This is a genomic window from Mycobacterium sp. DBP42, assembly GCF_005924235.1.
In the GTDB taxonomy this organism is placed as follows: Bacteria; Actinomycetota; Actinomycetes; order Mycobacteriales; family Mycobacteriaceae; genus Mycobacterium; species Mycobacterium syngnathidarum.
Map to the genome: position 1 here is coordinate 31,911 of NZ_VCMY01000019.1, position 19,161 is coordinate 51,071.

20 protein-coding genes, 1 tRNA gene and 1 pseudogene are annotated in these 19,161 nt (G+C 67.0%); 12 read left to right on the forward strand and 10 right to left on the reverse strand.

What is annotated here, in order from left to right:
- Positions 1-105 precede the first annotated feature (105 nt).
- From E0T84_RS17885 to E0T84_RS17895, 3 genes are read left to right on the forward strand one after another with little or no spacing between them, the layout of a single operon-like run.
- On the forward strand, positions 106-1,122 hold the full coding sequence (locus tag E0T84_RS17885; RefSeq protein WP_138745106.1) for a putative nucleotidyltransferase substrate binding domain-containing protein: 1,017 nt from the start codon (positions 106-108) through the stop codon (positions 1,120-1,122).
- Positions 1,116-1,721: a hypothetical protein gene (locus E0T84_RS17890; protein ID WP_138745107.1), complete on the forward strand. Its 606-nt coding sequence runs from the start codon at positions 1,116-1,118 to the stop codon at positions 1,719-1,721. The genes E0T84_RS17885 and E0T84_RS17890 overlap by 7 nt, the downstream gene beginning before the upstream one ends.
- Complete coding sequence (locus E0T84_RS17895) at positions 1,694-2,116, forward strand: isoprenylcysteine carboxylmethyltransferase family protein (protein WP_249383674.1); 423 nt, start codon at positions 1,694-1,696, stop codon at positions 2,114-2,116. Before E0T84_RS17890 ends, E0T84_RS17895 begins: the two co-directional genes overlap by 28 nt.
- Before the next feature lie 56 nt (positions 2,117-2,172).
- Here the strand turns inward: E0T84_RS17895 and E0T84_RS17900 are convergent, their stop codons facing one another.
- Positions 2,173-2,472 (reverse strand): hypothetical protein, encoded by a 300-nt coding sequence (locus tag E0T84_RS17900; protein ID WP_138745109.1) that lies wholly within the window; start codon positions 2,470-2,472, stop codon positions 2,173-2,175.
- A gap of 121 nt (positions 2,473-2,593) precedes the next feature.
- On the opposite strand from E0T84_RS17900, the pseudogene E0T84_RS17905 reads away from it, so the two are divergent.
- Positions 2,594-2,890, forward strand: a pseudogene (locus tag E0T84_RS17905) (HNH endonuclease); the annotation flags it as partial.
- A 46-nt stretch (positions 2,891-2,936) separates the two neighbouring features.
- Here the strand turns inward: E0T84_RS17905 and E0T84_RS17910 are convergent.
- On the reverse strand, positions 2,937-3,629 hold the full coding sequence (locus tag E0T84_RS17910; RefSeq protein ID WP_070184693.1) for a TrkA family potassium uptake protein: 693 nt from the start codon (positions 3,627-3,629) through the stop codon (positions 2,937-2,939).
- A gap of 79 nt (positions 3,630-3,708) precedes the next feature.
- On the opposite strand from E0T84_RS17910, the gene E0T84_RS17915 reads away from it, so the two are divergent.
- The 5 genes from E0T84_RS17915 (at position 3,709) to E0T84_RS17935 (ending at position 8,626) form a co-directional block, all read left to right on the forward strand.
- Positions 3,709-5,205: a potassium/proton antiporter gene (locus E0T84_RS17915; RefSeq protein WP_070944420.1), complete on the forward strand. Its 1,497-nt coding sequence runs from the start codon at positions 3,709-3,711 to the stop codon at positions 5,203-5,205.
- A 233-nt stretch (positions 5,206-5,438) separates the two neighbouring features.
- Positions 5,439-6,944: a SulP family inorganic anion transporter gene (locus E0T84_RS17920; protein WP_371726043.1), complete on the forward strand. Its 1,506-nt coding sequence runs from the start codon at positions 5,439-5,441 to the stop codon at positions 6,942-6,944.
- Positions 6,907-7,353 (forward strand): MerR family transcriptional regulator, encoded by a 447-nt coding sequence (locus E0T84_RS17925; protein WP_138745110.1) that lies wholly within the window; start codon positions 6,907-6,909, stop codon positions 7,351-7,353. The genes E0T84_RS17920 and E0T84_RS17925 overlap by 38 nt, the downstream gene beginning before the upstream one ends.
- A gap of 48 nt (positions 7,354-7,401) precedes the next feature.
- A complete protein-coding gene (locus tag E0T84_RS17930) occupies positions 7,402-8,094 on the forward strand; it encodes an HAD family hydrolase (protein WP_138745133.1) in 693 nt (230 codons plus the stop codon).
- A gap of 109 nt (positions 8,095-8,203) precedes the next feature.
- Entirely contained in the window at positions 8,204-8,626 is a 423-nt protein-coding gene (locus E0T84_RS17935; RefSeq protein WP_070944518.1) for a DUF6319 family protein, read from the forward strand.
- Between the two features lie 32 nt (positions 8,627-8,658).
- Here the strand turns inward: E0T84_RS17935 and E0T84_RS17940 are convergent, their stop codons facing one another.
- The 8 genes from E0T84_RS17940 to pgm form a co-directional block, all read right to left on the reverse strand.
- Positions 8,659-10,086, reverse strand: coding sequence for a carboxylesterase/lipase family protein (locus E0T84_RS17940; protein WP_138745111.1), 1,428 nt, complete (start codon positions 10,084-10,086; stop codon positions 8,659-8,661).
- Positions 10,083-10,589 (reverse strand): VOC family protein, encoded by a 507-nt coding sequence (locus E0T84_RS17945; protein WP_070184688.1) that lies wholly within the window; start codon positions 10,587-10,589, stop codon positions 10,083-10,085. Before E0T84_RS17945 ends, E0T84_RS17940 begins: the two co-directional genes overlap by 4 nt.
- Position 10,590: 1 nt before the next feature.
- Positions 10,591-11,835: a DUF1214 domain-containing protein gene (locus tag E0T84_RS17950; RefSeq protein ID WP_070184687.1), complete on the reverse strand. Its 1,245-nt coding sequence runs from the start codon at positions 11,833-11,835 to the stop codon at positions 10,591-10,593.
- Positions 11,835-12,986: a sulfotransferase gene (locus E0T84_RS17955; protein WP_138745112.1), complete on the reverse strand. Its 1,152-nt coding sequence runs from the start codon at positions 12,984-12,986 to the stop codon at positions 11,835-11,837. Before E0T84_RS17955 ends, E0T84_RS17950 begins: the two co-directional genes overlap by 1 nt.
- Positions 12,983-14,107, reverse strand: coding sequence for an LLM class flavin-dependent oxidoreductase (locus E0T84_RS17960; RefSeq protein ID WP_138745113.1), 1,125 nt, complete (start codon positions 14,105-14,107; stop codon positions 12,983-12,985). The genes E0T84_RS17955 and E0T84_RS17960 overlap by 4 nt, the downstream gene beginning before the upstream one ends.
- A gap of 122 nt (positions 14,108-14,229) precedes the next feature.
- Positions 14,230-14,302 (reverse strand) — tRNA-Ala (locus tag E0T84_RS17965).
- 55 nt (positions 14,303-14,357) lie between these two features.
- Positions 14,358-15,599, reverse strand: coding sequence for an MFS transporter (locus E0T84_RS17970; RefSeq protein WP_070184684.1), 1,242 nt, complete (start codon positions 15,597-15,599; stop codon positions 14,358-14,360).
- Positions 15,596-17,230 (reverse strand): phosphoglucomutase (alpha-D-glucose-1,6-bisphosphate-dependent), encoded by a 1,635-nt coding sequence (pgm, locus tag E0T84_RS17975; protein WP_070184683.1) that lies wholly within the window; start codon positions 17,228-17,230, stop codon positions 15,596-15,598. The genes E0T84_RS17970 and pgm overlap by 4 nt, the downstream gene beginning before the upstream one ends.
- A 70-nt stretch (positions 17,231-17,300) precedes the next feature.
- On the opposite strand from pgm, the gene crcB (E0T84_RS17980) reads away from it, so the two are divergent.
- Genes crcB (E0T84_RS17980) through E0T84_RS17990 form a run of 3 tightly spaced genes read left to right on the forward strand, consistent with a single transcriptional unit; the run spans position 17,301 to position 19,143 of the window.
- Positions 17,301-17,699 (forward strand): fluoride efflux transporter CrcB, encoded by a 399-nt coding sequence (gene crcB, locus E0T84_RS17980; protein WP_138745114.1) that lies wholly within the window; start codon positions 17,301-17,303, stop codon positions 17,697-17,699.
- Positions 17,700-17,707: 8 nt separating this feature from the next.
- Positions 17,708-18,073: a fluoride efflux transporter CrcB gene (gene crcB / locus E0T84_RS17985; protein WP_138745134.1), complete on the forward strand. Its 366-nt coding sequence runs from the start codon at positions 17,708-17,710 to the stop codon at positions 18,071-18,073.
- Positions 18,070-19,143, forward strand: a complete 1,074-nt coding sequence (locus E0T84_RS17990) for a DUF190 domain-containing protein (protein WP_070184682.1) — start codon at positions 18,070-18,072, stop codon at positions 19,141-19,143. Before crcB (E0T84_RS17985) ends, E0T84_RS17990 begins: the two co-directional genes overlap by 4 nt.
- The last annotated feature ends 18 nt before the right edge of the window (positions 19,144-19,161 follow it).

Below are 19,161 nucleotides of genomic sequence, written 5' to 3' on the forward strand. Positions count from 1 at the left end.
GTCGGCGTGTCCGAGCTGTCACCCGCATGTTTCGTTCATGTAGCCGGCGGTAAGCATTGGGTTGCCGAATCCTCACCGAAGCCATCTGCTGTCACAATCGCCGACATGGCTGTGGCTGCATTGGACGATGCTCACCGGCGCATTGCGTCGGCGGCCAGCGAGAGCGATCTGGTGACCGCGACCGCGGCAGCCCACGACGCGGTGCATACGGTGATCGACACCCGGACCGGAGCCGCGTCGTTGGCGGAGGCATGGTCGGCGGTCGTCCGCGCCGCGGTGTCGACCGCGGCGCGCCTGGTGGCGCCTGGCATCCACTGGTATGCCTCGGGCAGCGTCGGCCGTGGCGACGCACTGCCCGGATCCGACCTGGAAACCCTGGCCGTACGCGGCGTCGACGTCACCTCGGAGTCGGCCCTGGCCCAGGCAGCGCACGTCCACGAACTGCTGGCCTGCTGCGGTTTCCGGGCCGATGACAACGGCGCGGTCGCCTCCCGCGTGCGGTTCAACCGGACGGCCCAGGAGTGGGCGGTCGGCATTGGTAAGTGGGCTGCGGACCCGGCGAACGATCGGGGCGTGGTGATGGTCGGCCTGCTGGCTGACGCGCTCCCCGTCGGGGGCGGACCCGACCTACGCGATCAGGCCGGTATCGCCGCGCGGGCCCAGCCACGGGCACTGGCTGCGATGCTGCAGGACGCCACGTACGCGCGCGCCTACATTCCGTCCCGGCTACGGGCCCTGACTTCCGGCGATGCCCGCGTCGACATCAAGCACGCCGCCGTCGACCCGGTGGTTCGGATCGCCCGCTGGGCCGCACTCAGTTGTGGGTCCGACGCGCTGCTCACCACCGAGCGGATCGGCGCGGCCGCGGGCACCCGCTACCTCGACCCCGATGACGCCCGAGTGCTGGCGAAATGCCACGCCATCGGGTCCAGCATCCGATGGCGGGTGCGAGCGGCGCGCTGGGACCCTGCCAGCTCCGCCTCCGTCGGCGACGAACACATCGAACTCTCGGCCCTCTCCCCGCAGGACCGCACCGCGCTGCGCAGCATCGGCCGTGAACTCACCGGGGTCCGGCGCAAACTCGACTACCTGGCGTCGACCTCGACGTTCTCGACATGGTGACCGAATCGTCCTACGCAGAGCACCCATTGGCGTTTCTCGACACGGAAACCACGGGACTGCACAGGCTTCGGCGCCCATGGGAGATTGCCATCATCCGTCGCGAGGGAGATGTGTCAACGCGCCTGTTGCTGTGCGTGGACGTCGACGATCTGGACCTGCCACATGCAGACCCTGTCGGCTTGAAAATCAGTGGATTTCACAGACGCCACCCGCAAGTTCGGCTCGGCCCCAGACATTATCCGCGTGTCTATCGTGCGGATGAGGCAGCGATGCTGGTCGAAAAGTGGACGGCGGACGCGACGATAGTAGGGGTGGTGCCGAGATTCGACACCGAGTGCCTGGCCGGGATGCTGGGTCGTCACGGCCTCGAACCGCAATGGCAAACCAGGCCTGTGGACGTGATCGCACTTGCGAAAGCCGCTGTGGAATCGAAGGGGCTGCAGCCCGATCCTGATTTCACAACGCTGTCAAGGCAATGCGGCGTGAAACCGCCGAGTGAAGCCCAACGCCATACTGCTCTGGCCGATGCCCGCTGGGCGATGCGCTGGTACGACAAACTCACCAATTCGCCTTGCATGAGACCCCGAGCGCAGCACTGATCGCGTTCGGCCTGTGGTTCCTGGTGTGGACGGTGATCCTGTTCGACCGCATCGGCAGAGGCGCCCTGGCCATCGGATCTCCGGTCAACCTGGTGGCGGAGGGCCCGTACCGGCACGTCCGTAATCCGATGATGACCGCAGTGTTCTGCATTCAGCTCGGCACCGCCGTCGCCATGGCCTCACCCTGGTTGTTCGGCTGGTTTGTGCTGTTCTACACCCTGACCCTGATCGCCATCCCGGTCTTCGAGGAACCTCACCTCCGCCGGCGTTTCGGCACCGAGTACCACGAGTTCCGGCGGAACGTGCCGCGGTGGATTCCCCGTCCTACCGCCTGGGTTCCCCCGTACGCCGGCGACCGAGACGCGCGCGTTCGGCACCCAGCTCGGGACGCTTGAGGTGTGCGGGAACTTCGTCACTTGGCGGAAGAACGCACGGCCGCAACAAGATAGACCTACTCTGGCACGTCAGGTTCGGCGCGCTGCTTGTATTCCCAACTCGCCCCCGCGGTCAACGTACCGGGCTCCAACTCTGTGCGTCCGGCGTCACGGACATGCACTGTCTGCGCCAGGATCTCGTCGGGCTTGCCACCGATCACGACGACCGGGTGCTCGTACTCGATGCCATAAAGCTTGAGCGCGGCATGCACGGCATGCGCCGCGGCCTTGCCGCGCGACATCTTGGCGTTCGAGTTGACCCTGATCACCAGCCGACGTTCCGGCGCTCCGGTCCCCTCGGCTTCTTCGGCCTCCATGCGCACGAGCCTAAAGCTTCGTTCAACGGGCTTCCCCGCCGCCGGGTTGCGCGAGGTCCGGAACTTGTCGTACCGCTTTGGGATGATGGTGGTATGTCTTCGGAGGAGTCTTCTTTCGCCGCTGACCGATGAGCAACGCCGATACGTGTTGTGCGATGCCACCTGTGAGGTGTGGCTTGAACGCCAGGGCCAACCCATCAGCGTCGGTCCGCCACTCTCACCATCAGCCGCCGGCTGCGTCGGGCATTGGAGCACCGAGACCGCTGCTGTGTGGTGCCCGGCTGCGGCGCCACCCGCGCCCACCACATCGGGCATTGGGAAGACGGCGGCCGCACCGACCTGGACAACCTGGTGCTGGTCTGCCCCTATCACCACCGGGCGCACCACCAGGGCGGCATCACCATCACCGAACCCCCACCACAAGCCGCCCAACCCAGCGGCCGCCTCCGCGAGATCGGCACGCGTCACGGGTCGTCGGAAACCACTTCCCGCAAGAACTCCCCGCCGTGGATGGCGGCCAGCAGCGAATTCTCCGAGGTGCGATTGGCGGTGAACAGCAACTCGTCGCCGGCTTCGAGCACGTCGTCGGGCTTGGGAAACCGCACCTCTTTGCCCCGGACGACGGTGACAAGCGCCGTGTCCACGGGAAGATCCAGCCGGTCCACCCGCTGACCGACCACCGGGTTGTCTTCCGGCAAGGTCAGTTTGGTCAGCTCCACCCGACCCCCACGTAGCGTCATCAAACGCACCATGTGCCCGACGTCGATGGCGCCCTCGATGCCGGCCACCAAGGAACCGGGTGTCGACACCGCGACATCGATGCCCCACTCCTGACCGAACAACCACTGGTTGCGGATGTCGTTGATGCGCGCCACCACCCGCGGCACTCCGAACTCCGACTTGGCCAGCAACCCGACCACGAGGTTGGACTTGTCGTCACCCGTCGCTGCGATCAGCACGTCGCCGGTTTCGATCCCGGCCTCCTCCATGGCGGACAGTTCGCAAGCGTCCGCCAGCAACCAGTCGGCGCCCGGCACCGTGCTCGGCTCGTATCGGCGGTACAGCCGCTCGATCAGCAACACCTTGTGGCCGTTGTCAAGCAACTCGGACGCAACGGAACGACCGACATTGCCCGCACCGGCAACCACTACGCGCATATTCCGTTCCGCCACTCAGTCATTTTCGCCTATTCGCACCGCACACTCGCGGCCCTTCGTCCTGATTAACTGATTCCCGATGAGCCTGCACCAGCTGTACCTGACCTTGCTCACCGGCGGCATCGTGCTGCTGGCGAGCATCATCGGCACCCGCGTGGCGAGCCGGATCGGGTTCCCCAGCCTGTTGTTCTTCCTGCTGGTCGGCATGGTGCTCGGGGTCGACGGGATCGGGCTGGACTTCGACAATGTCGAACTGGCCCGCAACGTGTGCACCGCGGCGCTGGCGATCGTGCTGGTGGAAGGCGGTCTGACCACACGGTTCTCCGATATCCGCGGGGTGCTGGCGCCTGCCTCGGCGCTGGCCACCCTGGGTGTGGTGGTCAGCACCGCCGTCACCGCCGTCGGTGCGCACCTCCTGCTGGGCATGGACTGGCAACTTGCACTTCTGCTCGGCGCCATCGTCTCCTCCACGGACGCGGCCGCGGTGTTCTCGGTACTGAGGATCCTGCCGCTGCCCCGTCGGCTGGCCGGCCTACTGGAGGCGGAATCGGGTTTCAACGACGCGCCTGCCGTCATCCTCGTGCTCACGTTCAGCGTGGTGCCGTTCGTGTTCCACCCCGGAGGCGCCATCACCGACCTGGTCTACGAGCTGGTCACCGGCGCCCTGCTGGGCCTGGCCGTCGGGTTCGCCGGTGCATTTGCCCTACGCCGCATCGCGCTGCCGGCCTCGGGTCTGTATCCCATAGCCACCTTCGGGCTGGGTTTCATCGCATTCGCCGCCGCCGGTAGTGCCCATGCGAGCGGTTTCATCGCCGCGTACTTGTCCGCAGTGGTACTGGCGAACTCCGGCCTGCCGCACAAGTCGGCCACCCGCTCCTTTGCCGAGGGGGTGGGCTGGCTGGCCCAGATCGGGCTGTTCGTCCTGCTCGGGTTGCTGGTGAACCCACACGACCTGGCCAGTGACATCATCCCGGCGATCGCCATCGGGCTGGTGCTGCTGTTGATCGCCCGGCCGGTGTCGGTGGTGCTGTCGCTGACCGGGTTCCGGATCTCGTTGCGCGAACAGCTTTTTCTGTCCTGGGCCGGGCTCCGCGGTGCGGTGCCGATCGTTCTGGCCACGTTCCCGATCGTCGCCGGGGTGCCCGACAGCTACCGGTTGCTCAACATCGTGTTCGTCCTCGTGGTCATCTTCACCCTGGTGCAGGCACCCAGCATCCGGTTCGTCGCCAACGCGCTGCGGTTGGCCACCCGCGACGTCACCCGCGAGATCCAGGTCGAAGCCGCCCCACTGGACGTCCTCGACGCCGAGCTGCTGACCACGACCGTTCAGCCCCATTCCCGGCTGCACAACGTCACGATCCTGGAACTGCGGCTTCCCGATCCGGCGGTCATCACGCTGATCATCCGCAACGGCCGCACCTTCGTTCCGCTGCCGGACACCCGCCTCGCCGTCGGCGACGAGCTGCTCATCGTCACGACAAGCAAGACGCGCACCGCGGCCGAGGCCCGCCTGCGCGCGGTGAGCCGCCGCGGCAAACTCGCCTACTGGTTCGACGAATACGGACTCGAGGACTGACCGCTGCGGTTGTGGCGTCGCGCACATCCGCGCTTGTCGATTTGGAACGCAACCCTCCCCTCGGGGTAGAGTTGCCCAACGAAGCCGAGCATGGCGGCCTGCACGCCCCGACTCGCCAGCCTGCGATGGCGACCGATTCCATGTTCTGGCAATACTTTTCACGCAACGACGCGTGTATCGACTGTGCCCACATGTGCCCTCGCCGCGCTGAACGGCGCCGAAACGGAGTTGCGTTGAAACTGTCGACCGATGCGGCGACACCGCACGAACAGCAATCGGTGCTTGCCGCGCTGCGTTCGCCACGCCGGCTACGCACCGAGGCGCTCGCCGGTCTCGTGGTGGCGCTGGCCCTGATCCCTGAAGCGATCTCGTTCTCGATTATCGCCGGCGTGGATCCGCGGGTCGGCCTGTTCGCGTCGTTCACGATGGCGGTGACGATCGCGCTCGTCGGCGGGCGCCCGGCAATGATCTCCGCGGCGACCGGAGCTGTCGCACTCGTGATCGCCCCGCTGGTACGCAGCCACGGCCTGGACTACCTGATCGCCACGGTCATCCTGGCGGGTGTGCTGCAGTTGGTCCTGGGCGGCCTCGGCGTCGCCAAGCTGATGCGGTTCGTGCCGCGCAGCGTGATGGTCGGATTCGTGAACGCGTTGGCGATCCTGATCTTCCTGGCCCAGCTGCCTCACCTGCTCGGCGTGCCGTGGCTGGTCTACCCGCTGGTCGCGGTCGCCATCGCGGTCATCGTGGCGTTGCCGAAACTGAGCACTGCGATCCCCGCTCCGCTGGTGGCCATCGTGGTACTCACCGCTGCCACGGTCGTATTCGGATGGTCGATCCCCAACGTCGGGGATGAAGGGCAGCTGCCGTCGAGCCTGCCTTCCCCGCTGATCCCCAACGTCCCGTTCACCCTGCACACCCTTGGAGTGATCGCGCCGTACGCGCTGGCCATGGCGGTCGTGGGCCTGCTGGAATCGCTGATGACGGCCAAGCTTGTCGACGACATCACCGACACCCACTCCGACAAGTCCCGTGAGGCACTCGGCCAGGGGGTGGCCAACGTCGTGACCGGATTCTTCGGCGGCATGGGTGGCTGCGCCATGATCGGCCAGACCATGATCAACGTGAAGTCGTGCGGTGCCCGCACCCGGATCTCGACGTTCCTGGCCGGCCTGTTCCTGCTCGGACTGGTCGTCGGCCTCGGCGACATCGTGGCCCAAATCCCCATGGCCGCACTGGTGGCCGTGATGATCATGGTGTCCGTCGGAACCCTCGACTGGCACAGCATCAACCCGAAAACGTTGCGGCGCATGCCCAAGAGCGAAACCGCCGTCATGTTGGGCACTGTCGCGGTCACCGTGGCGACCAGCAACCTGGCATATGGCGTCGCTGTCGGCACGTTGACGGCCATGGTGCTGTTCGCGCGACGCGTTGCTCACTTCACCGAGGTGGTCGACATCGACCACCCCGACGACGACACTCGCGTGTACGCGGTTCGCGGCGAGCTGTTCTTCGCCTCCAGCAATGATCTGGTCTACCAGTTCGACTACGCCGGTGACCCCGACAACGTGATCATCGACATGAGCGACGCCCACGTGTGGGACGCGTCGACCGTATCCACCCTGGACGCCATCACCACCAAATACGCTGCCAAGGGCAAGACCGTCAGCATCGTCGGGATGAACGAGAACAGCGCGGCGCGTCATGCTCGGCTCAGCGGTCAGCTGGCCGCGGCACACTGAACCGTCACAGGGGGAACCGTTGAGCCAACAGGATCATCTGCAGATCGGCGAGGTCGCGGCCCGAACCGAGCTGTCCATCAAGACGATCCGCCACTACGACGAAGTTGGGCTGGTCACCCCGTCAGCACGGTCTGCCGGCGGTTTCCGGCTCTACACCGCCGATGACGTCAACCGGCTACTGGCGATCCGCCGCATGAAACCGTCGGGCTTCAGCCTCGACGAAATGCGCGAGCTGCTCGATGCTCTCGACACGCTCGACTCCCCCGGGGCCTCCGCCGCCCAGCGCGCCGAGGCGGCCGAGTATCTGGCCGAATGCCACACCCGCGCACAAGAAGCCTGCGTCAAACTGACCCGTCAGTTGGCCTATGCGCAGGAATTGACCGAGCAACTCGCGCGCTACCGCAGCTGACCTCGGCCGTTTCACCCGCAGGCAGGCGGGTATACCGGGCGCATGCCTATGTCGAGAGCTACCGCGGTTCTGTTCGACGTGGACGGGACACTCGTCGATACGAACTATCTGCACGTGCATGCCTGGGCGCGTGCGTTCCGCGAGGAGAACATCGACGTCGCCTCCTGGCGCATACACCGCAGCATCGGGATGGACGGCAGCAGCCTGGTGGCCAACCTGTCAGGGGACGCGAGTGATGCTGTGCAACAACGACTCAAGGACCGTCACAGCGACCTCTACAAGGACGGCGCAGACCTGATCGTGCGTCTGCCAGGCGCGCGCGAACTGCTACACCACCTCGCCGAGAACGGGGCGCGGGTGGTGCTTGCCAGCTCCGCACCGGAAGACGAACTCGCCATCACCCGAAAGGTTCTCGACAGCGACGACGCCATCACGGCAGCGACATCATCGAAGGACGTCGACACGGCCAAGCCCGACCCCGGGATCGTCGAGGTGGCGCTCAAGCGGGCCGGCGTGGCTGCCGATCGGGCCGTCTTCGTCGGCGACGCGGTGTGGGACGGGGAAGCCGCCACCCGCGTCGGAGTGCCCTTCATCGGTCTGCGATGTGGCGGAGTCGCGGACTGCGAACTCGAAAAAGCCGGCGCGCAAGCCGTTTTCGACGATCCGCTCGACCTGCTACGCCGGTTGCCCACCACCCTCATCGGCGCTCACCTCCACGCGGACGACCACCCGACGACGTAAGCCCGACACAGCGCGTCGACTTGACCACAGGCGTCGAACGTGTGTTCTAATGTCTCCGACCGCCAGCCCGCTCAGTGCAAGCGATGTTCAAAAGGAGTTTTCCGTGACGATGACTGTAGACGCTCAGGCACCAGAAACGCTGACCATCAACTCCGACGCCCCCGACGATGTGGCCACCTCACCTGAGAGCACCACTGCCACCCCCGAAGCCTCTGCCGACGAGAAGCCCAAGAAGGCGCCGGCCAAGAAAGCCCCCGGCAAGAAGGCCAAGACCATCGAGCTCACCCTCACCGTCACCGGCACTGCCGACGGCGAGTGGCACGCCGAGCTCAAACAGGGCACCACCTACCTGGCTCGCAACGTCGCCGTCGCGGCCGCTGCCGTCTCTCGTGCGGCCAAGGAACTTCACGAGGACCTCTCCACTCCGATCGATGAGGTGATCGAAGAGGCGCGCTCCCAGCAGGCCGCCAAGGTCGCCGCGCTGGAAGCCGAGCTCGAAGCGGCCCGAAAGGTTTTGTCTGACTTGGAGTAACACGCAGGCCCGGAGCGTCCGATCAAAGTCGCCTACCCGTAGGCAGGATAGCGATTTTCCCAGATCGCGAGTTGCTCCGCGCGGTGCCGGCGGACGATTCGGGTCTCGGGGCCCAGCAGCATCGTGGGCCCGCCGACCCCGTCGTAGTGCTCCCATGGCACTCCTCCACGAACGAACTCCAGCCACAGTTGCTGGACTGCATCCGACATCTGGCGGGCCGCCTCGTCGGCACCGGCCAGGGCGGGCGCGGCGTCCAGGGTGCCGAACAGCAAGGGCAGACACGAATCGTGGCAAGCCCCGAACCCGGCACGCGGAGACGGCCACTGCAGTTCGTAGCAAAACACCGGGTTGCCGCGCTCAGCGTGGGCCCTGACGAACTGCTCGGTAGGCGCGGTGAAGTGGTAGTCGGTGACCATCGCGCTGGCGACATCGCGAAGCGTGGGCTGGTCGGCGCGGTAGGTAGCCACCACCGCGCCCGGGTCGTGACGGTCTCCGGCGAGTGCCCGAGCCCTGTGGTGCACGTACTGCTCAGTGAAGACGCCCTCATCCAGCGCCGCGTCGAAGATCCGCCATTCGTCGCGCGTCGTTCCGGCGAGGATGGGGGTCGCCGGCATGGCGCGGGTGCGCGCGACCACCAACGGGTGCTCGGCGATGACGTCGCCGTCGATGCAGGGATGGAACGGGCCCTGCGGCGGCACGAATCCGGTGTCGATGCGACGCTGCGCGGCAAGGATCTGCTCTACGTCCGGTTCTCGGCCGACGGATGAGATTACTTTCTCAGCCACGGCCGCGGCGGCTGCGGTCGAGCGGACGCGTTCCAGACCGCCACTTTGCAGAATCGCGCGGTCGAAGAGGCGGCACCCGCCGGCGAGCAAGGCCGATATCGCGATCGCGCCCGAGGACTGCCCCGCCACCGTGACGGCGTCGGGGTCGCCGCCGAAAGCGCCGATCTGCTCGCGCACCCACCGCAGCGCGTGCCGCTGGTCGCGCAGTGTGAGGTTGGTGGAGTCGGCCCCGTGCCAGTCCGGCGCATAGAGCGAGCCCAGCACCCCGAGCCGGAAATTCACTGTCACCACCACGATGTCGCCGCGCCGGGCCAGTCGCGCACCGTCGAGCAGCGGTGCAGAACCGTGGCCCTGTGCCTGCCCGCCGCCGTGCAGGAAGACCAGCACGGGCCGCCGGTTGTCGTCGACCGCCGGTGTCCAGATGTTGAGCGTGAGACAGTCCTCGCTCATGGTCAGGCCGCGCTTGGCCAACCGTTCGGGCGCGATGTCCTGCGGGGCGATCGCGCCGAACGCTGTCGCCATCCGTACGCCGTCCCAGCAGGGTACGGGTTGTGTTGGTCGCCAACGACGTTCACCCGTCGGAACCGCGGCGTACGGCACACCGCGGAAGACGATGACGTCGCCGCGCGCGTCGCCACGCAGCGCTCCGTACGAGGTGTACGCGACGGCGGTCACGGGCGCTCGGTCAGCGGATAGTTCTGCGCCATCTCACCGTCGAGTATCCGGGCCAGAAAGTCGCGGCCCTTGAAGCTCACCACCTCGACCCGCAGCCCGCTGCGCCGATCGCGCAGGAACGCCACCCCGGCACCGGTGCGCTCCAACTCCCAACCGTCGGCCTGCAGCCGGGCGACGTCGTCGCGCCAGCGCTCCGCGTAGTAGCCGACGTGGTGCATACCGCCGAGCTTCGGTTCGGCGAAGATCGAATCTTTGTCAGCGACAACCTCGATCAGTTCCAGGTACGGCGGGCCGGACACGGAGAACGCGATGCGTACGGTCTGGTCGTCTGCGGACCCGTCGGGCCGGGTGAAGCCGCTGCGCATCTCGAACGGTGGCGCCCAGGTGATCTGCATGGCTGCCGACACAGAGTCCATGGCTGTCGCCAGATCGGGTACGAGGTGGCCCACGTGGTAGACGTTGTCGAAGGCCGACGCAGCGAGCGTCTCGAGTCTGGGGTCCATCTCAGATCCTGTACCTGCGGCGGATGGCGTCGAAGCGGGCGTGCAGTTGCGTCGCGCGTTCGTCGGCCGTGACGCGCCGGGTTTCGGCCGGCAGCAGGGTGTCCAGCTCGGTCAACGGCACGACGGTGGTGCTGACATCGGGGACCTGTCGGCTGCCGATGACCCGCATGGTGAGATAGCCCGCACTGAAACGTTGGGTATCGATCCAGTTGTGCGCGCCGGGATCGTTGTGGGCCAGCACCATTCGTACGCGGCCGTCGGAGTCGATGGCCGATCTGCTCGGGGTGTAGCTCACCGGCCGGTACAGGTAGTCCATGCTGTTCCAGAATGCCCCCATGTTGGTCAGCATCCAGAACTCCCCATCGTCGGCGAACTCGAAGATCAGCGCTTCGTCCGGCCCGAGGCGCCATGGCATGGTGACGATGAGCCGGCCGCGGCGCGCATCGCGTTGCTCGGCCGTGCCGGCGAAGCGCGCGCCGGGAAAGACGTTTGGCTCGGGCTCGCCGAACAGCGAGCCGATCTGCAGTTCACGATCGGGCCAGTCCGTCATCGCCCCGGTGAGGAAGTCCCCGGCCCACTGCATCGACGCGATGAGGTCCTGCGGGGTCGGAACGGGACGTGGCTCGTCCATGTCGATGCGTTCGATGCTGAATTGCGCCGAGCGCTCCGCCCAGGAGTCGAAGCCCTGCCGCATGAAGAGCTTGCGTGAACCCGCTGTGGTGGGAAGCCAATTCGGTTCTCGCCGTTCCCCTCCGACGTAGAGCACGAAGCTGCCGTCGGGCTCGGTGGCAAGCTCATCACCGGTGATGTTCGCCTCAGGGGTATCCCCGAACGGCTCATGCAGATTGGGGTGATCGGCGCCGTAGTAAACGTCCTTGTCCGGCCTCGGCCCCTGCACGGTGAAGTTGATGAAACGCGCGGTACCCCGGTCACCTTCGATGCGATACGTCGATGCGCCATCGATCCAGGCCTGCAGATACACGAAGTCGGCGTTGTCGCCGCCGAGCTTGCGGCTCGGTCCGCAGAACGGATGGATCATCGGATAGCGGGTGTTCTTGGTCTCCAGGGCGAGATCGTAAGCCTGCCCGAGATTCTGGGTGAGATACCGGAGAGCGTCGGCGCGCTGCAGCGCATTCGGCGGTGAGGTGTCCTTGAACGCCAGATCTCCGGCGGCCTTGAGCCGGTCGCAGAAGTCGTGCCACGCCGCACGCAGCGCCGCGTCGTCCGCGGTGTCGCCGAACGCCATCAGTGCCTCGTCTCGATGTCGATGCCGAATCGCTCACGGTATCCGGCGAATTCGTCGTGCAGCTGCTGTACGGGGACCGGTAGGACGTCGGTGGAGTAGGTGAACTTGCCGTAGCGGTCGCTGCGGTTGGTGACGAGGTAGTCGCGCATCGCCTTTTCGGCGACGGCGGTCAACGAAAGTCCGGCGAAGTCGTAGAAACCCCCGATCGCGGCGACCGGGTCGGCGACGAAGTCGCGGTAGCGGACGTGGTGGATACGCGGGTCGTCCACCAGCGGGTCGGTGAGGTAAGCGTGGAAGTTCGCCCGCGACCCCTCGATGGTGTCCTTGGCGTACTGCGTCCAATCCAGTGCCCCGGCAAGGCTCTCGTTGATCTGCCCGAAGGCCACGATCTGGGAGGCGAGCACCTGCACCGGGTCACGGTGTACCCAGACGATGCGGGCGTCGGGGTAAGTGTCGAAGAGCGCGCGCAGGCGTCGACCGTGAAACCCCTTGAGCACCCAGCGTTTCGGCGGGCGCGAGTGTTGTATGTGTTGCAGCATCATGCGGTGCAGCGCGTATTGCGCGCGATGGTCTTGGCCGAAGTTCTGGATCGTGAGCGGGACCCGCCACCAGGCGCTCGGGTTGGTCGCACGGAAGTCGAAGGCCCACGTACGTTCACACTCGGGCAGCCCGGCACCGAGCAGATCGTTGTATGGGTGGCTGACGATCCACGGCGGGATGCGGTCGAGGATTTCCCGCCAGTCGGCATCGGCCTGCGCGCGGCGCGGGTCGTCGACGCCGGCCGGGCCGGGTGGTGGCGAGGGGTACATCACCTCCCAGAAGCGCAGCGCGCGGGAGTCCTCGTCCTCGGCGAGCAGGGCATGCAGCAGCGTCGTTCCCGACCGAGGCTCGCCGGTGGCGAAGAGCGGGGCTGTGATTGGTTCTGCCTGCAGCGGCAGGCGGGCATGGTCTGCGATGAACCGCAGCCGGCTCGTGAGCAGTCCGACGATCGTCAATGCAGCTGCCCGCGAGCCGGTTTCATCGAGTTGGGCGCTGTTCAGCCTGTCGACGACCAGTGCCACGCGGGCGGGCAGGGTCTCGTCGCCGAAGTCGGTGAGCCCGGTCGATTTCTGCGTGGCGGCGATGAGGACGTCGGTGTCCAAGGTTGTCATCGTGTGCTTCCCGTGAGCTTCAGCAATTCGTCTTCGACCTCGCGAACTTTGCGTGCCGACTCGGCGGCGTAGGCCTGCCCGGCCATTCCGCTGTAGTCGAGCACCGAGACGACTTGGGCACCCGCCTCGGCGAATTCGGCGATCTGCGTGGCGACCTGCTTCGGCGTCCCGTGCGGAACGACGGACAGGATCGCGGCCGGGTCGACCTGTTCGAAGAGCCGGAGCAGTCTGTCGCGGGTCAGCACGCGCGGGTCGATGTCCTGGATGCCGCGCCAGTGCTCCCCCATCGGATGGCGGTGCCCGGTGGTTCGCAGCGCGTCGGCCGTCAGTTGCAGCACCAGCGACTTCACGAGCGGGAGATGCACGATCACGCTCAGTTCGTCGGGCTCACCGATGAGGCAGACCACCATCTTCGCGGGCGTGATCGCCTCCGGGTCGCGCCCGGCCTGTTCGGCCGCCTCCCGGATACTGGCCAGCTGGTTGGCATAGCTCTCCGGCCCGGCGCTGCCCGTCGGCCACCAACCGTCGCCGAATTCCCCCACCAGCCGCAGCATGCGGGGGCCGTTGGCCCCGATCCAGATGGGTGGCGCGCCGGTGTGGTGCAGCTCGGTGTCCAGCCGGGCGTGCTCCAGCGTGAAGTACTGCCCGGCGAAGTCGATCGGTCCGTCGGTGTTCCACAGCAGCCGGATCAGCCGGAGTGCCTCGGCGAATCGACTCACCGCGCACGGGTGGTCGAAGCCGTACGGCGCCAGGTTCTCGCGCTCGCCGGCGCCCAGCCCCAGGATGAACCGGCCGTCCGAGATATGGCTGAGGGTCAGTGCCGACTGGGCCAGCATCACCGGGTGGCGTCGGACGGTGTCGAGAACGCTGGTGGCAAGCCGAGTGCGGGTGGTACGTGCCGCGACGGCACCGGCGAGACTGAGAGTGTCCAGGTACCGGTGTGGTGACGGCGACAGCTCCGCGAGGTCGGTGAACTCGGCCGTCCAGATCGAGTCCGGCCAGAAACTCACGAGGTGATCGGGCAGCCAAAGGGAGTGGTAGCGGCCATCATCGAGGGCGCCCAGCCCGCTGAGATCAAGCGGCAGAGTTGTCCGAAAGAACGAGGCCAGCTCCAAGGGCATGCAGGGCAAGCTACCGGACAATGACGGCTACGTCACCGATTTGCTGTGCATCTGCTCAGCATTGGCTGATCCGCAAACAAAAAACTCGCCCCAACCTATGGTCAGAGCGAGTTTCTCAAACGTGGAGCTAAGGGGATTCGAACCCCTGACCCCCACACTGCCAGTGTGGTGCGCTACCAACTGCGCCATAGCCCCGTTTGTCGTGCCCCACGAAGTTACACCACGGCTACCCCTGGTTCAAAATCGCTGGTCAGGGCAGCTCATCTGCGGAGTCCGGACCGAGCGGACGGGCCGGGGTGTGCTCGTCTGACGCCGTCGGCCGGGTCTCCGGGGCGAAGACCCACCCGACCGCCGCGGCCAACATGATGACCCCCGTGGTGACGAACGCGACCGCGAAGCTGACGTGCAGCGCGATCTGGCCCACGGCGAAGGACCCGACGATCGCGCCCAGGTCCGACATCATCTGGAAGGTGGCGACCGCCGTCCCGCCCCGCGCCTTGTTGCCGACGACGTCGGCCACCGCGGCCTGCTGGGGCGAGACGAACATCCCCGTCGCCGCACCGGTCACATAGGCGCACACCAGAAACAGCGGCAGCGAGTTGCTGAAGCCGACCGCCACCGTCGCCGCAGCCGAGACCGTCAGCCCCACGATCACCAACATCCGCCGCCCGACCCGGTCGGAGAGGTAGCCGCTGGGCACCACCGCCGAGACGTTGCCGATCGCAAATGTCGCCAGCGCCAGGCCCGCCGCACCCGCGCTGCGCCCCAGCACGTCGACCACGAACAGCGGTACCAATGCGATGCGCAGTCCGACCGAGGACCAACCGGAGGCGAAGTTGGAGAACAGCGCCGCACGATAGGCACGATGCCGCAGCACCGCCCGCATCGACACCTTGGGCAACTCGTCGACGGCCGGGGCGGCCAACTCCGAGTGCCGCAGGCTGACGAACACCACCGCGGCCGCCACCATCAGCGCCGCGCCGTAGATCAAGAACGGTGCCGACAGTCCGAAGCCGGCGGTCAAGCTGCCCAGTACCGGACCGCCGACCGAGCCGACCAGAAATCCGGAGGCGAACAGCCCGGCAACGCGGCCGCGGGCGTCCGGCGGCGAGATCCGGATCATCAGGCCCAGTGAGGACACGGTGAACATCGCCGAGCCCAGTCCGCCCAGCGAGCGGAACAGCAAGAGTTGTATGTAGGTCTGGGCGAACGCGCAGGCCCCGGTGGACACCGCGACGATCAGCAGCCCACTGATGTAGACCCGCCGCTCCCCCAGCCGTTGCACCAGGCCCCCTGCGGGCGGCGCGCCCACCAGACGCATCGCCGCGAAAGCGGTGATCACGAAAGTGGCCGCGGCGATACTGACCCCGAAATGGCGGGCGTAATTCGGAAGTACCGGCGCTACGACGCCGTACCCGAGTGCGACCACCACGTTCGCGCAAACCAGCAGCCAGACCTCGCGGGGCAGGCTCTGCGTGGTCTTGACAGTCACCCGATGACTGTATTCACCACATCCTTGGCGGCCTCCTGCACCTCCGCCAGATGATCGGCGCCGAGGAAAGACTCGGCGTAGATCTTGTAGACGTCCTCGGTGCCCGACGGCCGTGCGGCAAACCAGGCGTTCTCCGTCGTGACCTTGAGCCCGCCCAACGCGGCGCCGTTGCCCGGTGCGGAGGTCAGTTTGGCGGTGATGGGCTCACCGGCCAGTTCGGTGGCGCTGACCTGCTCGGGCGACAGTTTGGCCAGTCGGGATTTCTGCTCGCGATCGGCCGGGGCGTCGATGCGCGCATAGGTGGGCGAGCCGTAGCGTTCTGCCAGTTCGGCATACCGCTGCGACGGCGTCGTCCCGGTGACCGCCAGGATCTCCGAGGCCAGCAGCGCCAGGATGATGCCGTCCTTGTCAGTGGTCCAGGTCGATCCGTCGGTGCGCAGGAACGACGCCCCCGCGCTCTCCTCGCCACCGAAACCGATGCCGCCACCGATCAGCCCGTCGACGAACCACTTGAACCCGACCGGCACCTCGACCAGCTTGCGATCCAGCCCGGCCACCACCCGGTCGATGATCGAACTGCTCACCGCGGTCTTGCCGACCGCGGTGGCCGCCGGCCAGTTCGGCCGGTGGGTGTAGAGGTAGTCGATGGCCACGGCCAGATAGTGATTGGGATTCATCAGCCCGCCGTCCGGGGTGACGATGCCGTGCCGGTCCGAGTCGGCGTCGTTGCCGGTCGCGATCTGGTACTCGTCGCGATTGGCAATCAGCGAGGCCATCGCATTCGGCGAGCTGCAGTCCATCCGGATCTTGCCGTCGGTATCCAGCGTCATGAACCGCCACGTCGCATCCACCAGCGGATTCACCACGGTGAGATCCAGGTTGTAGCGCTCGGCGATCGCGCCCCAGTAGTCCACGCTGGCCCCGCCGAGCGGATCGGCACCGATGCGGATGCCCTCGGCCCGGATCGCGTGCAGGTCCACCACATTGGCCAGATCGCAGACATAGGCGTCGAGGTAATCGTGACGCTGCGCCGTCTGCAGCGCCCGGGACAGCGGCATGCGTTTCACGTCCCTGAACCCGTCACGCAAAATCTCGTTGGCGCGCTTGGCAATCCACCCGGTGGCGTCGGTGTCGGCCGGGCCGCCGTTGGGCGGGTTGTACTTGAAACCACCGTCGCGCGGCGGGTTGTGCGACGGGGTGACGACGATACCGTCGGCCAGGTCCGCATCCCGGCCCTGGTTGAAGGTCAGGATGGCGTGGCTCACCGCGGGCGTCGGGGTGTAGCGGTCGGCTGAATCGATCATCGCCACAACATCATTGGCGGCCAGCACCTCGAGCGCTGATGTCCAGGCCGGTTCGGACAAGGCATGGGTGTCACGGCCGAGGAACAGCGGACCGGTGGTGCCCTGCGCGGCGCGGTATTCGACGATGGCCTGCGTGGTGGCCAGGATGTGGCCCTCGTTGAACGCGGTGTCCAGGCTGGAACCCCGGTGCCCGGAGGTACCGAACACCACCTGCTGCGCAATGTCATCGGGATCGGGCCGGCCGGTGTAGTAAGCGGTCACCACCTCGGCGATGTCGATCAGATCCTCGGGTTGAGCCGGTTGCCCGGCGCGGGGATTGGCAGCCATGGATCCGATTGTGCTCCCGATCGGATGTCGGTGCCCGGCACTCGCCCGCCAGACGCCATACTTTTACTTCATGTTTGGCCATGACCCCCGAGAATTGGCCGCAGTATTCGTCGGCGGCGCCCTCGGCACGCTGGCGCGCGCCGGTCTGGCGGTGCTCGGGGCCCACAATCCGCATCAATGGCCTTGGCCGACGTTCATCGTGAACGTCGTCGGCGCCTTCCTGCTGGGGTACTTCACCACGCGACTGCTGGAACGGCTGCCGGTCTCCAATTACCGCCGTCCGCTGTGGGGTACCGGGTTGTGCGGCGGGCTGACCACCTTCTCCACAATGCAGGTCGAGACGATCACCATGATCGAGCACGGTCACTGGGCGCTGGCCGCCGGCTACACCGCGGCCAGCATCGCCGCAGGCGTGGTCGCGGTCGCGATCGCGACCGGGCTGGTCCGACGGGCCGCGGTGCGCCGATGAGCGCGCCGATGACCGCCCTGGTGTGGACCGGTGTGATGCTGCTCGGCGGCATCGGGGCGGTCTGCCGGTTCCTCCTCGACCGCGCGGTGTCCGCCCGCCACACCCGTGGCTTCCCGTTCGGCACGCTGGCGGTCAACCTCAGCGGCGCGTTTCTGCTGGGCTTCCTCGGCGGCCTGGCCCTGGACCGTCACGCCGCGCTGCTGGCCGGCACCGCGTTCGTCGGCTCGTACACCACGTTCTCCACCTGGATGCTGGAAACCCAGCGTCTCGGCGAGGAACGCCGGATCTGGCCCGCGGTGGGCAACATCGTCGTCAGCGTGGCGCTCGGGCTGATCGCGGCGTGGCTGGGCATGACGGTCGGGAGCCGGCTGTGACTACCACCGACTACCTCAAGCTGACCGCGTACTTCGCCGAGAGACTGCGCCACGACCAACGTTTCGTCGCCGATGCGCTCCTGGATCTCTACGGCGGCAGCGACATCGCGATCAGCGTGATGCTGCGCGGGATCTCCAGCTTCGGCCCGCGCCATCACCTGCGCACCGACGAGACACTGACCGCGTCGGAGGACCCCCCGATCACCATCGCGGCCGTCGATGCGGCCGACAAGATTTCCGCGCTGGCCCGACACACTGTCGAGCTGGTTCCCCGTGGCCTGATCACCCTGGAGCGGGCCCAGCTGATCCGCCGCCAGTCGCCGGAGCCAACCGTCACCGACGTCTGCAAGCTCACCGTGTACGTCGGCCGCCACCACCGGGTGAGCGGCGTCCCGGCCTACCGTGCGGTGTGCGACCTGCTGCACCGGCGTGGCTTCGCCGCGACGACGGTGTTCCTCGGCGTGGACGGCACCGCGCATGGCCAGCGTCGCCGCGCCGCGTTCTTCAGCCGAAACACCGAGGTACCGCTGATGATCGTCGGGCTCGGGACCGGAGCCCAGCTGAATGCCGTCCGCGCGGAACTCACCGAATTGCTGGCGAACAACCCCCTGCTCACCGTCGAGCGGGCGCAGCTGTGCAAGCTGGGCGGCCAACTGCTGACCCGGCCGGCCGAGCTGCCCGGCACCGACGGCCAGGGCCGCCCGCTGTGGCAGAAGCTGATGGTCCACACCTCCGAGACCGCACAGCACGACGGGGTGCCCATTCACCGGGCCATCGTGCGCAGGCTGATGCAGACCGGCGCGGCAGGCGGTGCCACCGTGCTGCGCGGGGTCTGGGGCTACAGCGACGGGCAAAAACCACACGGGGACAGGCTGTTCCAGCTCGGCAGGCACGTCCCGGTGACCACCATCGTGGTGGACACCCCTGAACGCATCGCGGCGTCCTTCGAAATCGTCGACGAGATCACCCGGGAGCACGGCGTGGTCAGCGCCGAGCTGGTGCCTTCGGCAACCGTGGTCGAGGCCGGGCACCGGCACGGCGGTACCGATCTGGCCCGCTTCAGTTACTGACCTCACAGCCGGCTGGGT